At 74.4% G+C, this 14,203-nt stretch carries 9 protein-coding genes; 3 read left to right on the forward strand and 6 right to left on the reverse strand.

Annotated features, from left to right (window positions below; genetic code table 11):
- Positions 1–2: 2 nt before the first annotated feature.
- Entirely contained in the window at positions 3–668 is a 666-nt protein-coding gene (locus tag HA073_RS00350; protein ID WP_043325656.1) for a response regulator transcription factor, read from the reverse strand.
- Positions 669–1,303: 635 nt separating this feature from the next.
- Here HA073_RS00350 and HA073_RS00355 point away from each other — a divergent pair.
- Entirely contained in the window at positions 1,304–2,494 is a 1,191-nt protein-coding gene (locus HA073_RS00355) for a C39 family peptidase (protein ID WP_240925448.1), read from the forward strand.
- On the opposite strand, the gene HA073_RS00360 is transcribed toward HA073_RS00355, so the two are convergent.
- Positions 2,495–3,787, reverse strand: a complete 1,293-nt coding sequence (locus HA073_RS00360) for a PQQ-binding-like beta-propeller repeat protein (protein ID WP_166455462.1) — start codon at positions 3,785–3,787, stop codon at positions 2,495–2,497.
- Positions 3,784–5,019: a PQQ-binding-like beta-propeller repeat protein gene (locus HA073_RS00365; protein ID WP_166455463.1), complete on the reverse strand. Its 1,236-nt coding sequence runs from the start codon at positions 5,017–5,019 to the stop codon at positions 3,784–3,786. The genes HA073_RS00360 and HA073_RS00365 overlap by 4 nt, the downstream gene beginning before the upstream one ends.
- A gap of 93 nt (positions 5,020–5,112) precedes the next feature.
- On the opposite strand from HA073_RS00365, the gene HA073_RS00370 reads away from it, so the two are divergent.
- The gene (locus HA073_RS00370) at positions 5,113–6,981 is read left to right on the forward strand and encodes a hypothetical protein (protein ID WP_375336217.1); all 1,869 of its coding nucleotides are present in this window, start codon (positions 5,113–5,115) and stop codon (positions 6,979–6,981) included.
- 13 nt (positions 6,982–6,994) lie between these two features.
- Here the strand turns inward: HA073_RS00370 and HA073_RS00375 are convergent, their stop codons facing one another.
- Positions 6,995–8,776, reverse strand: coding sequence for a hypothetical protein (locus HA073_RS00375; protein WP_166455465.1), 1,782 nt, complete (start codon positions 8,774–8,776; stop codon positions 6,995–6,997).
- Positions 8,734–10,662: a hypothetical protein gene (locus tag HA073_RS00380; RefSeq protein ID WP_166455466.1), complete on the reverse strand. Its 1,929-nt coding sequence runs from the start codon at positions 10,660–10,662 to the stop codon at positions 8,734–8,736. Before HA073_RS00380 ends, HA073_RS00375 begins: the two co-directional genes overlap by 43 nt.
- Before the next feature lie 156 nt (positions 10,663–10,818).
- On the opposite strand from HA073_RS00380, the gene HA073_RS00385 reads away from it, so the two are divergent.
- A complete protein-coding gene (locus HA073_RS00385) occupies positions 10,819–12,009 on the forward strand; it encodes a hypothetical protein (protein WP_064447146.1) in 1,191 nt (396 codons plus the stop codon).
- 209 nt (positions 12,010–12,218) lie between these two features.
- Here HA073_RS00385 and dxs read toward each other — a convergent pair whose 3' ends face one another.
- Positions 12,219–14,162, reverse strand: coding sequence for a 1-deoxy-D-xylulose-5-phosphate synthase (gene dxs, locus HA073_RS00390; protein WP_064447144.1), 1,944 nt, complete (start codon positions 14,160–14,162; stop codon positions 12,219–12,221).
- Between the last annotated feature and the right edge of the window lie 41 nt (positions 14,163–14,203).

Here is a 14,203-nt window from a genome sequence, read left to right on the forward strand (position 1 = left end):
GCTCACTGCGTGCGGCCGATCCGGTAGCCCGCCCCGACCACCGTGTCGATGAGCGGCGGGTCGCCCAGCTTCTTGCGCAGCGTCATCACGGTGACCCGGACGATCGTGGTGAACGGGTCGGTGTTGGCGTCCCAGACCCGTTCCAGCAGCTCTTCGCTGGACACCACCGCGCCGCGCGCCTTGAGCAGCTCGGCGAGCACGCCGAACTCCTTGTTGGTGAGGTCGAGCGGCACGCCACCACGGGTGACCACCCGCCGGGCCGGGTCCAGCACCAGGTCGGCCACCTCCAGCACCGGCGGCGCGGCCGGGGTGGCCCGGCGCCCGAGCGCCTGCACCCGCGCCACCAGCTCGTCGAACGCGAACGGCTTGGCCAGGTAGTCGTCGGCGCCGAGCTGCAGCCCCTCCACCCGGTCGGCGACGGTGCCGCTCGCGGTGAGCATCAGCACCCGGGTCAGCGCGCCGGAGGCGGCCAGATCGGCGCAGATCTGGTCGCCGTGCACACCCGGCAGGTCGCGGTCCAGGATCACCACGTCGTAACGGGTGACGAACGCCGCCTCGTGGCCGGCGTCGCCGTCGTAGGCGACGTCCACCGCCATCCCGCGCTTGCGCAGCCCGCGCGCGATCGCGTCGGCGAGGTTGCGCTCGTCCTCGACCACCAGTACCCGCATCCCGGCCCTCCCGCCTCGTGACCTCTGACAACCTAGTGCCGCCGGCCAAGCGTGTCGCCGGAGGAGCTGTCCCGGCGGCGCATGATCCTCCCGCCGTCCACCGGGTCGCTCTTCCTCGCACGCGCGGATTTCTGTGACTGTCCGTGAGATTGGCGACGGCGCGCCGCTGCGTCACGCACTGTCACCGACGGTTGCTCCTCCACGCGAGACTGCCGCCGAGTCAGAAGCCGTTGAACTGCAGATATGCCAATTCGGCCGTCGGGGCCTGCGATGCCCTTCCGTCGACTTTGCTCTGCAGCCCGATACGCACTTGTTGCGGTGAGTCACCGTTGCGTCGATGGCTGCAGAGCAAAGTCGGCGCAGGGTGAACCCCGGGACCTCACGTCACGGTTACCTTCGGTGACGAAAGTGCAGTCAGTTGGGCCGCCCCATCGACTCGCTACGCCCCTGATCACACCGGGCCCGGCGAGCAGGCGGACCCTCCCGCGCGGCTGGCCCGAACCCACCGGCCGACCCGTCCAGCGCGGGGCCCGCACCCACCGCCGTTGCACAAAACCTTCGGGTACGCGATGCTCAGCGGCAATGATCGACAAGCACGCGGTCGAGGCACCCGATCCACGCCGGGCGGCACCCCGATGACCGGCCGCGACATCGCGTACCGCCGGTTCCGTTTCCCGGCGGACCGGGACGTGGGCCTCGCCGACGGGCTCACCGCGGGGCCGGACGGGCTGGTGCTCGACGGCGCGCCCGGCCGCCTGACCCACACCGATCCGCACTCCGGGACCACCGCCGAGTACGCCGCCGGGAGCTGGACCTCCCCGGTGACGCCGCTCGGCTTCGCCGCCGTCGAGCTGGTGCCCTCCTGGACCGCGCACACGCCGGCCGGCTGCTGGCTGCGCGTGGAGCTGCGGGGCTGGGCCGGCGACGCGGCCTCCACCGGCTGGTACGAGCTGGGCAACTGGGCCGCCGACGACAGCACGGTGCACCGGGCGTCCGTACCCGGGCAGGCGGACGACCGGGCGCGGGTGGCCGCCGACACGCTGCGGGTGACCGGCGCGACGGTGACCGGCTGGCAGGTGCGGGTGACGCTGCTGCGCCGCCTCGACGCGGCGGACGGCCCGGCGCTGCGCACGATCGGCGTGGTCGCCTCCACCGACCCGCCCGGCGTCGGACAACGAGCCGTCGCAAGAACCGATGCCGGCGCGGGCGGCGCGCGAGGGCGGGTGCTGGACGTGCCGCGCTACGCGCAGCGGCTGCACGCCACCGGGGAGACCCGCTGGGGCGGCGGTGGAGACTCCTGGTGCAGCCCCACCTGCGTGTCCATGGTGCTCGACTTCTGGGGCGCGGGCCCCACCCCGGACCGGTACGCCTGGGTGACGCCGCCCGGCCCCCGCCCGCGGGTGGTGCACGCCGCCCGGCACTGCTTCGACCACGCGTACGCCGGAGCGGGGAACTGGCCGTTCAACACCGCGTACGCGGCGACGCACGGCGTGGACGCGTTCGTCACCCGGCTGCGTTCGCTGGCCGAGGCGGAACTGTTCGTGGCCGCCGGCATCCCGCTGATCGTCTCGGCGGCGTTCACCGCCGGGCAGGTGCCGGGGCTGGACTACGACACCCGGGGGCACCTCATCGTGCTGGCCGGCTTCACCGCCGACGGCGATCCGGTGCTGAACGACCCGTACGCGCCGGACGACGAGCGGGTCCGCCGCACCGTGCCGCGCGCGCCGTTCGAGCATGCCTGGCAGGTGGGCAGCGGCGGCATCGCGTACGTGCTTCGGCCCGAGTCGACGCCCCTGCCGCCGCCACCGGCGCAGGCCAACTGGTGATCAGCGTCCGGCCGGCCAGATCGCCATGCCGCCGGTCGGGCGCAGGCACACCAGCTGCGTACCCGTGTCCGCGCACTCCGACCAGGCGCCGGGCAGGATCCCCCGGATCCGCACCTGCCCGGCCGCCACGTCCAGCGCGCCGACGAGCGTCCGGTCCTCGGTGAGCGTGCGCAGCCCGAGCAGCGGCCCGGACGGGAGGTCGTTGCCGGAGACGCGCCAGCGGCCCAGCCGGGCCAGCACCCGGCCGGTCGGCGGGTCCAGCGCCGACAGTTCCAGCTCCTCCCCGACCCCGCGCTCGGCGGCGATCAGCCGGTCGCCGACCGGTCCCATCCCGAGCCACCGCTCGTCGGTCCAGGCCGGGCGGCCGGTGGCCGGATCGAGGGTCTGCGCGCCGCCCACCTGGTTGCGCAGGCACACCATCCCGGCGCAGTCGGCGAACCAGAGTCCGGCGCGGGAGCCCACCGGCAGGCTCCACCGTTCCTCGAGCCGGTCCAGCCCGTACCCGGTGACCGAGCCCCGGGCGTCCTCGACCAGCAGCAGATCGGCCACCACCTGGGCGTACCGGTAGTCGGCGCGGCCGGCCGCGGGCGCCACCCGGCCGGTGTGCGCGACGGTGCCCGCGTCCGCGTCGTACACGGTCACCCGGCCCTGCGGGGTGACCAGGACGAGCTGTGTCACCCCGTGGTCGTCGCGGCGGTACCCCACCTCCTGGCCCGGTACGGGCAGCGTCCACCGCACCGCGCCGGAGGCCGGGTCCACGGCCCGTACGGTGCCCGCGCCGGGCGGGCGGGGGTTCTCCAGCAGCAGCCCGCCGGAGGCGGTCGGGACCGGGTATCCGGGATGCCGCCAGCGCAGCGTGCCGGTCGCCGGGTCGAGCATCGCCGACACCGAGTCACCGTCCCCGGCCGGGCTGCTCGTCACCAGCAGTCCCCCGGCCACTGTGGTGAGGCCGAGCACGTGGTCGCCGTCGGTCAGCGCGAACCGCCACGCCGGTTCCCCGCCGGGCAGCCGGTACGCGGCGACCACCCGCCCGCCCCGGCCGGTCGCGCCGGGGCCGTCGGCCACCACCACCCGGTCCGGCCGGACCACGAACGCCGCGCCCTGCGGGGCGGGAATCCGGATCGGCACGGGCCGGCGCGGCGGACCGGCGGCAGCGTGCACGACGAGCAGCACCAGTACGCCGAGCAGCGCCACCCGGACCGCCGGGCCGGGCGGCCGACGGGGCGGCGCGGGTTCCGGCTCGTCGGCGGACTCGCCGTGCCGCATCTCGCCCAGTTCGATCACCGGGCTCACGGCAGCCGCCGCACCACGTAGTCACCTGCGGGCCTGCGGCAGACCAGCAGCGTCACGCCGGTCGTGCAGTCGGTCCCGGTGATCACTCCCCTGATCGGGGGCGGACCGCCGGACAGGTCCATCTCGGCCAGGAGCTGCCGGCCGCCGCCCAGCAGCCGGGTGGCCAGCAGCGGGCCGCCGGACCCGTGCTGCGGGGCCAGGGTCCAGCCGCCCAGCTCGGCGATCAGACGCCCGTCGGCCTGGCCGAGCACCGCCAGGCCGCCGGCGCCGATCGCGGTGTCGCCGACGAGCAGCCGGTCGTCGCGCGCCGCCACGACGCGTGCCCACCGGTCCACGCTCCAGCGCACGGCGCCGGTCGCCGGGTCGAGCGCTGTCATCCCGGCGCCCGGCCGGACGGCGCAGAGCAGGGCGCCGCACCTGTCGACGTAGTCGACGAGCTTCTGTTCGACGGTCCAGCGCGGTCGCAGCGTGTCCAGGTCGTACGCCTCGATGAGCCCGCCGCCGATCTCCAGCAGCAGCCCGGCCACGGTCATCACGTGGCGCGGGCCGGGCGGTCGCACCGGGTGCAGGTCCCGGGCCGCGACCCGCGCGCCGGTGCGCGCGTCCACGACCACCACCTGCCCGGTGGCCGGCCACAACAGCATGCGTTCCGTCCCGGAGCCGTAATCGAACCCCAGCATGCCCGTCGAGGGCAGCGTCCACATCGTCCTTCCGTCGGCGGGGTCGACCCGGGTGATCGACGGGCGGGGGTCGGACGCGGCGGACTGCGACAGCAGCACCCGGCCGACCGCGAACGCGACCCCGCGCCGGCGCCAGACGTCCGCGCCGGTGGCCGCGTCGTACGTCACCGTCTCCCAGTCCTCGTCGCCGCCGGCCGGGCCGGCCACCATCACCCGGCCGTCCTGCTCCCACACCGACACGGCGGTGCCGATGCCGGGCAGCGGACTGCGCCACAGTTCCCGCCCTTCGCGGTAGGCGACGATCTCCCGCCCGTCACCGCGGTTCGGCCGCACCACGTACACCACGTCGCCGGAGACGAACACGGCCGAGCCCAGGCCGCCGGGCAGCGTCCACTCCGCCGGTCCTCGCGGCGGCGCGGCGGCGGCGAGCGTGAGCAGCGCCAGCAGCAGGAGCGCCAGGGTGCGGGCCGGCCGCCCGACGCTGCGCGGCGGGCGGGGGGCCGCCGGGGGCGGAGCGTCGTGACGCAACTCCCCCAGATCGATGACGGTCACGACCATCCTCTCCCGCGCGCCCGGCCGCCGTCCGGCCGTGACCGGCATTGCCACAATTCGCCTGTACGATGGCGCGTCGTGGCCGTGCCCGTGGTGGACCCCTCGTTGAACCCCTCGTCCGTCGAGACGGACGCCGTCGTGGCCGATCCGCCACGCCGTGCCCGTCGCCGGCCGGCCCGCGCCGATCTGCTGGCCATCGGAGCCTATGTGCTGCTCGGTGTTCTCGTCTGCCTCAACTACTGGGGCGACGTGGAGCACCGGGTCTCCTCGCACCTGCCGACCGACCACAGCTGGTTCGAGTGGCTGTTCGCGCACGGCGCGTACTCGGTGCAGCACCTGGAGAACCCGCTGTTCACCACCCGGCAGAACGCGCCGGACGGGGTGAACATGATGGCGAACACCTCGCTGCTCGGGGTGACGCTGCCGCTTGCGCCACTGACGCTGCTGCTCGGCCCGCAGGTGATGTACGCGCTCTACCTGGGCGCGGCGCTGTCGGCGACCGCCGCCACGTCGTACTGGGTGCTGTCGCGGCACCTGGTCCGGTCCCGGGCCGCCGCGTTCGCCGGTGGCGCGTTCCTCGGCTTCGCGCCCGGCATCGTCCACCACGCGAACGGCCAGCCCAACTTCGTGTCGAACTTCCTCCTGCCGCTGATCGTGGCGCGGGTGCTGCGGCTGGGCGAGCCGGGGCGGTGGCGGCGCAACGGGCTGGCGCTCGGGCTGCTGGTGGCGTACCAGGTCTTCATCAACGAGGAGATGCTGCTGCTCACCGCGCTGGCCTGCCTGGTCGTCGTGGTGGCGTACGCGGCGCAGCGGCCCCGGGCGGCCCGCGAGCGGGCCGGGTCGTTCCTGGCCGCGCTCGGGCTCGGCGGCGGGCTGGCGCTGCTGCTGACCGCGTACCCGATCTGGTTCCAGTTCAACGGGCCGCAGTCCTACCGCGGATTGCAGGGCGGCGTCTTCCACAACTGGGGTGAGGACCTGGTGGCCTTCGTCACGTTCGCCCGGGACACGATCGCCGGTGACGAGGCGGTGGAGAAGACCATCGGGCTGACCGAGCAGAACACCTGGTTCGGCTGGCCGCTGGTGCTGGTGGCGCTGGGCGCGCTGGTGCTGCTGGTCCGCCGGTCGGTGCCGGCCCGGATCCTGGCCGTGCTGGTGGTCGTCTTCACGATCGCCTCGATCGGCCCGGTGGTGCGGTTCAACGGTGTGGAGACCGACGTCGACGGGCCGTGGGCGTACATTCCGGACGACCTGCCGCTGGTCGAGATGATGATGCCGACCCGGTTGAGCCTGGTCGTGGTGGCCGCCGTGGGTGTGCTGCTCGCCCTGGCGTGGGACGCGCTGGCCGGTGCCGGCCGTCCGCCGGTGCCCGCCCCCCGCGCCGCCGCCGACGACAGCACGGACGACGACGGCGACGGGACGGCCGCGCGCGACACGCGCCGCCGGGTGCTGCGGCTGGCCGGGTACGCCGCGATCGTGGCCGCCCTGGTGCCGCTGATCCCGCGTCCGCTGCCGGCGGAGCACATCGACCCGCCGCCGCGCTTCATCACCGCGGGTGGCTGGCGGCCGTACGTGCCGGAGGGCCGCACGCTGGTGCCGGTGCCGATCCCGAGCAACGTGCACGGGCTGCACACGCTGCGCTGGAGCGCGCTGACCGGGCACGAGTTCCCGATCCCGGGCGGCTACTTCATCGGCCCCAACGAGCGCGGTGAGGGTGTCTTCGGCGCCCCGAACCGCCCCACCAGCACGCTCATCTACTCCACGATGGACGCCAACGCGGTGCCGGAGATCACCGAGGAGAACCGCCGCCAGGCCGTGGACGACCTGCGCTTCTGGCGGGCGTCGGTGGTGGTGCTCGGGTCCGGTCCGCGCGAGGCGGTGCTGCGTGACCTGATGGCCGAGCTGCTCGGCCCGCCGCAGCGGGTGGACGACGTGTGGCTCTGGGACGTGCGCGACCGGGTCTGAGCCGGCGTCCCGCTCAGCCGACGAGCCCGCGGACGTCCCACAGGTGCCCGCCGGGCACGTCCCGGCCGGGGCCGAGAAGTGCGTCCAGCGTGGCGCGTACCGGGTCGGCCGGCGTCGAGTCGGCCTGCACCAGCGCCGCCGCCCGCCAGCGCCGCAGGTCGGCGACCGCCTGCCGGCGTTCCGCGTCGCCGACCGGCGGCACCTGGCCGGTCTCGGCGGCCCGGCGCAGCAGCAGCGACGTGGGCCGGTCCGGCGCGCCCCAGCGGGCGGCCGGGTCGTCCGCCGAGCGCGGGCCGATGAAGTAGCCGCCCGGCGCGTCGAACGCCAGCGCGGTGCGCGCCGACCAGAACATGGCCGGGCTGACCGCCGCCCCGGTCACCGGCGGCACCGGCACCAGCGTGCGGCCCTGCGGCACGTACGCCTGCCAGCCGCCGCCGGACACGACGGCCGGGACCGGCGCGACCGGCACCGTGCGGATCGGGGTCGGCGTCAGCGGCAGCAGCGCGGCGGCGACCGCGCCGGCCCACGGCGCCCAGGCGCGCACGGCGCCGTGCCGGACCCGGTCGACTGCGAGCGCCAGCAGCACCCCGAGCACCGGTACGCACACCAGCGCGAAGCGCGCCGGCACCACCAGGTCCAGCAGCGGCGCCCCGGCGAGCAGGCGGTACGGGCCGGGCAGCCCGGTGTCGTCGCGGTTCACCACCACCGAGGCGCCGAGCGACAGCGCCGCGAACAGCAGGCCGCACGCGGCGAGCGCGCGTACCAGCGGCCGCCGCCACAGCCATACCACGACGAGCAGCGCCAGCAGCGGCAGGAACGGGCCGAAGAACGAGTTCTGCTCGGTCGGGTTCGGCGACAGCAGCCCGGCCCGGTGGGCGTCCCCGGCAACTGTCTGCCGGGCGGAGGCGACGAACGAGACCAGGTCCAGCCGGTAGCCCCCGGTGTGGAACGGCATCCCCCGGTAGTGGCCCGGCCCGGCGAACTGGAACCACAGCGGGTACGCCAGCAGCACGCCCGCCACCAGCGCGCCGACGCCCAGCCGGCGGGCCACCACCGGCGCCAGGCGACGCGCGGCGGCCCGGTCGGCGAGCGCGTACGCCCCGGCGAACACCCCGGCGGCCAGCGCCAGGAAGACGAGCACCTCCTCGCCGAGGAACACCTGGTACGCGACGGCGAGCCCGAGCAGCACGCCGTCGCGGCGTACCCGGTCGGTGGCCGGGCGGAACACCAGCGCGAGGATCACCGGCACCAGGAACTGGGCGGCCATGTGCAGGTGCGCGCCGGCCTGCGCCACCATGCCCGGGGCGAAGCCGCAGACCAGGCCGCCCACCGCGGCGGCGGCCCGGGAGCGGACCAGCCGGCGGGCGAGCAGCGCGTACCAGGCGGTGGCGGTGCCGGCGAGGCTGATCGTCACGGCGACGAGGAACGCCGCCTGGGAGCCGAACGCGACGGTGACCGGGGTGAGCGGGACGCCCAGCCCGAGCACCGACGTGTTCGCCATCAGGTTCACCCCGTCCGGGGCGTTCAGCGCGGCGCTGTGCAGCGGGTTCTCGCCGCCGGTGACCGCGCGGGCGGCCCGGGCCAGCATCCACTCGAACAGGATCTGGTCGCCGGCCTGGTGGAACAGCCGTTCCGGGCGGCGCCACTGGTCGCTGGTGAGCAGCACCGCGAGCGCGAGGTAGCCGGCCACCACCAGCGCGTCGACCGGCCGGCGGCGGGGCGCGGGCGCGGGAGCGGGCTGCTCGGGTGCGGTCAGGCGGGCCGGCTGGTCAGTTTCCGCACGTCCCACAGCCACACGTCCAGCTCCTGCCGTCCGGGCCCGACCAGTTGCTCCACCGTGCGGCGCAGCGGCTCGGCGTTCTGCTCGGCCAGCGGCAGCACCACCACCGCCGCGTTCCAGTGCCGCAGCTCGTCCAGGTAGCGGCGGCGCTGCCGGTCGTCGAGCTTCGGCGTCCGGCCGGTGGACGACACCTCCCGCAGCATCTCGCCGATGCCGCTGGGCCGCCCGCCGAAGCGTCCCGGGTCTCCGGTGACGCCGTTGCGCGGGGCGAGGAAGTAGCCGCCGGGAATCTTGAAGTCGAGGTTGGTGCTGGCCGCCCAGCGCATCGGGTCGGTGTTGCCCATCGCCGGCACCGGCACGGACACGAGCGTCTGGTCCGGGCCGACGTACTGCCGCCACCGGTCGGCGGTGATGAACTTCGGCACCGGCTCCCGGGTGGTGACCCGCAACGGCATCGGCGCGATCGGCAGCAGCGCGAGGATCAGGCCGGCGGCGGTGAGCTTGCGGGCCGTCCGCCGGTCCACGCCCCGCAGCGCCCAGGCGCGGCGCACCGCGTACGCGAGCAGGATCGCCACCGTCACGCTGGTGATCAGGCCGAAGCGGGTGGGCACCACGGCGTCCAGCAGCGGCAGCCGCACCAGGAGCTCCCACGGCCCGGTGACGAGTTCCCGGTCCCACCAGGAGATCCGCTCGCCGAGGGAGAGCACGGCGAAGAACAGCCCGGTCGCGGCCAGCGCCCGGACGATCACGTCGCGCCGCAGCCAGATCACGATGCCCACGGCAATCAGCGACAGGCTCCAGCCGAAGAACGCGTTCTCCTCCGAGTAGTTCGGGGCGAGGTTGACGTTGGCGCGCTCGTTGCCGCCGAACGTGGGCGAGCCGGGGGCGAAGTACGCGGCGATGTCGTTGCCGTAGTCGCGTACCGCGTCGCTGAGCCCGTGGTACGCCATCGGGCCGGCGAACTGCACATACAGCGGGTACGCCAGCAGCGCGCCGGCCAGCGCCGCGCAGACCGCCAGCCCGGCGCCGAGCGGACGCCACGCGGTCGTCCACCGCTCGCGCTGCTGCACCACCACGGCGATCAGGAACACGCCCAGCGCGAGCGCGGTGAAGAGCAGGATCTCCTCGTTGATGAACGCCTGCGCGGTGACCAGCAGCGCCAGCAGCACGCCGTCGCGCACCGGCCGGATCGAGCGGGTCAGCACCAGCACCCGCCACACGATGAACGGCAGCAGGAACTGGCTGATGATGTTCGGATGCCAGTTGGCGTGCGACAGCATGGCCGGCGAGAACCCGCAGAACCAGGCCGCCACGGCGGCGGCCGGGCGGTGCCGGATCACGTGCCGGGACAGCACCCGGTACCAGGCGGCGGCGGTGCCGGCCAGGCCGAGCGTGACCAGCGTGACGAAGGAGACCGCCGGTCCGAACAGGAGGGTCACCGGCACCATCGGGATGCCGAGCGCCAGGATGGCGGTGTTCGCCATCAGGTTGACGCCGTCGGGGTAGTTGAACTGCTCGGTGAAGAACGGGAACTCGCCGTGCAGCACCACCCGTACCGAGTGGGCCAGGAAGAACTGCACCTGCGCCGGGTCGCTGCTGTAGAGCGCGGCCACCCGCCCGGCCGGGTCGGCCCAGATGCCGCTGGTCACCCAGATCGCGGCGAGCAGGAATCCGCCGTACACGATGAGGTCGATCCGGCGGCGGGTCCACCGCCACCGGCGCACGCGCCGCGCGCCCGGCGTGGCCGGCGCCTCGGGCTCGGCCGGCGGTTGCGGAGGTGTCGTGGTCGCCGGCTCCGGCTCGGCGACGGTGACCGGTGGTGGATCAAGGGTGACGGAGCGGTGGCCCGTCGGGGCGGCGGCGTCCGGCGTCGAGGCGCCGCGGGTCTCGGCAGGCGTCACAATCGGCGGAGTCTACCGGAGCCGGATATTGATACCCGAATCGCCCGTCACGTTCCGCAGTGGTCACTCGACCGAAAGGGTGAGCCGGGCGCGGCCGGGCGGCGGGCCGTCTCGTACCATGTGGGCTTCCGACCGACGACCGGCGAGGGGATCAGGGTGCTTTCAGCCCGCCGAAGCGCTACGACGGGCACCGCGCTGGCAGCTCTGCTGCTGGTCACCGCGGGTTGCGGACCGATCGCGGACCGGAAGCCGGCGGATCTGCGGGTCGGCTACGACAGCCTGGACGGCAACCTCGCGGTGTGGCCGCCGCGCGGCAGCCTGGCCGGCGACGCGGCGGCGACCGCCGCGATCACCACAGCGGTACGCGAGTGGCGCTCCCCGGTGGACGACCGGGTACACGTGCCCACCTCCGGCATCCTCTTCTCCGGTCAGGTGGCCGGCTCCGCGCTGGCGCTGGTCGCCGCCGATGTGCCCGGTGACGCCGCCTCCTGGCTGCTGCAACTCGACCGGGACGGGCAGCGCTGGCGGGTGGCCCACGCCACCGAGTACACCGATCCCGGCTACCTGGTCTACTCCGACGTGCTGCCGGTGCGCGACCCGGACGGCCGCCGCTACCTCACCTCGGCCCGCGTCGCACGCCTGCTCGGCCCCGACGGCAAGGCCGTCACCAGCACCGACGGCGTCACCGAGCCGGTCGCCGTGCCGGCGTGCCGGGCCGTCGAGCTGACCGCGGCGCTGCGGCCCACGACGTCGCTGCCGCGCGGCAAGGCCGCGGACCGCGTCCTCGACCTGGGTACGGCCACCGAAGCGCCCCGCTACCCCCTGGTACGCGACGACACGGGCGCCGGGAAGCGCGCGCTGACCGGGCTGGACACCTGCGTGCTGGCCGGTGAGCGGGGCCCGTTCGGCAGTGTGCCGCGCCGCATCGGCGACCGGGACGCGCCCCGTTCCGCGCCGGAGTCCTGGCCGATGGCGAAGATCGCCACCCGTTCGCTCGGTTCGGTGGCGCTCGGCGACGGGGAGCCGGGCGAGTTGGAACAGTTGAGCTGGGACAGTCCCAGCGGGACGATGACCGCGGTGGTCTACCGGCCCGCGGACGGCGGCACGCCGGTGGTCTCCCCCGCCGACCGGTCCACCACGCTCCAGGCGTACCACCTGCCGATGCCCGGCCGGCCGCTGGCGGTGCTGAGCTGGCGTACGGGCGAGGTGTCGTTCTCCGCCCCGCCCGGCACCACCCGCCTGGTGGACCGTCCCGGCCTGGTGGTCGTCGAGCACACCGACCAGCGGCAGACGTTCAGCCTGGCCGGCACCGAGAAGACCTGGTACCGATCCCTCCCCACCCCGTAACCCCGCTCTCCCGCGCCGCCGCCCACCCCGTCGATCATGAACTTGACGGCGACAAACCGGACACAATCCACGGCCAACCTCATGATCACCCCGGGCGCCCCCGCCCGGCGATCTTGCGGTTGCGGCCCTCCCTTATCGGGCGAAGCCGACATCAGGAGGGCCGCAAGTGCAAGATCGACGCGGGCGGGCGGGCGCGACGGAGAGCGGGGTCAGCTCTGGGCTCGGGCTCCGTTCGCGGCCGGGTCGACCGGGGTGGCGTCGAGGCTGGAGATCCAGCCGGTGACGTCGCGTGCCACGTCCTGCGCGGTGAGCCGCAGGTCGGCCAGGATCTGCGCGCGGCTGCCGTGCGGGTGCCAGTCGGCCGGCACGCCCATGTCCTTCACCGGTACGCGGACGTCCGCGTCGCGCATCGCCTGCGCCAGCGCGGAGCCGACGCCGCCGATGCGTACGCCGTCCTCCACGGTGACCACGAGCCGGTGCGCGGACGCCAGCTCGACCAGTTCGGCCGGCACCGGGCGCACCCAGCGCGGGTCGACCACAGTCACGCCGTACCCCTGCTCGGCGACCCGGGCGGCGACCTCGACACCGAGGCCGGCGAACGAGCCGACCGCCACCAGCAGCACGTCGGTACGCGCCGACTCGGCCAGCACGTCGACCGGGCCGACCCGGCGTACGGCCGGCAGGTCGGCGGCGACGGTGCCGGTCGGGAAGCGCAGGATGGTCGGGCCGTCGTCCACGGCGATCGCCTCGCGCAGCTCCTCACGCAGCGTGGCCGAGTCGCGGGGCGCGGCGATCCGCAGGCCGGGCACCACGCCGAAGACCGACATGTCCCAGATGCCGTAGTGGCTGGGCCCGTCGGGGCCGGTGATGCCGGCGCGGTCCAGCACGAACGTGACGGGCAGCTTGTGCATCGCCACGTCCAGCAGGACCTGGTCGAACGCGCGGTTGAGGAACGTGGCGTAGACCGCCACCACCGGGTGCAACCCGCCCATGGCGAGGCCGGCGGCGGAGGTGGCCGCGTGCTGCTCGGCGATGCCCACGTCGTAGACCCGCTCCGGGTACTTGCGGGCCAACGTGGCGATGCCGGTGGGCTCGGCCATGGCGGCGGTGATGCCGACCACGTCGGGCCGCTCGTCGGCGATCGCGACCAGCTCGTCGGCGAAGACGTTGGTCCACTTCACCGACGGCACGGCGAGCAGCTTGCCGGTCTCGGCGTCGAACGCGCCGGGGCCGTGCAGGCAGTCGGCCTCGTCGTCCTCGGCGGGACGGTAGCCGTAGCCCTTGCGGGTGACCGCGTGCACGATCACCGGGCCGCCGAAGTTCTTGGCCGCGCGCAGCGCCGCCTCGACGGCCGGCACGTCGTGGCCGTCGACCGGGCCGACGTACTTGATGCCGAGATCCTCGAACATGGCCTGCGGGGCGACCGCGTCCTTGATGCCCTTCTTGACCGCGTGCAGCACCTCGTACATCGGCTTGCCGACGAACGGGGTGTTGCCCAGTGCGTCCTTGACCGTGTCGAGCACCTTCTCGTAGCCGGGGTTGAGCCGCAGCGACGACAGGTGGTCGGCGAGGCCACCGATGGTCGGCGAGTAGGACCGGCCGTTGTCGTTCACGACGATCACCAGCGGGTTGCCGGCGGTGGCGATGTTGTTCAGCGCCTCCCAGCACATGCCGCCGGTGAGCGCGCCGTCGCCGACCACGGCCACCACTGAGCGCTTCTCGCCGCGCAGCGCGTACGCCTTGGCGAGGCCGTCGGCGTACGACAGGGCGGTGGAGGCGTGCGAGTTCTCGATCAGGTCGTGCTCGCTCTCCGCCTGGCTGGGGTAGCCGGAGAGGCCACCGCGCTGGCGGAGCTTGTCGAAGCCCTCCTGCCGGCCGGTGAGGATCTTGTGTACGTACGCCTGGTGGCCGGTGTCGAAGAGGAGCCGGTCGCGGGGGGAGTCGAAGACCCGGTGCATCGCCAGGGTCAGCTCGACCACACCCAGGTTGGGGCCGACGTGGCCGCCGGTGCGGGAGACCTTGGCGATCAGGAAGTCACGGATCTCGGCGGCGAGGATGTCCAGCTGCTCGGCGGTCATCCGCTTCACGTCCTGCGGGCCGCGGACGGTGCCCAGCAGCCGACCGTGGTTGGCCGTGCCCTCTTCAACACTCATGACCGGAGAGTCTATCGGCCGCGCGACAGTCCGCAGCCCGG

It is taken from the genome of Micromonospora sp. CMU55-4 (genome assembly GCF_011602315.1).
Classification (GTDB): Bacteria; Actinomycetota; Actinomycetes; order Mycobacteriales; family Micromonosporaceae; genus Micromonospora; species Micromonospora chalcea.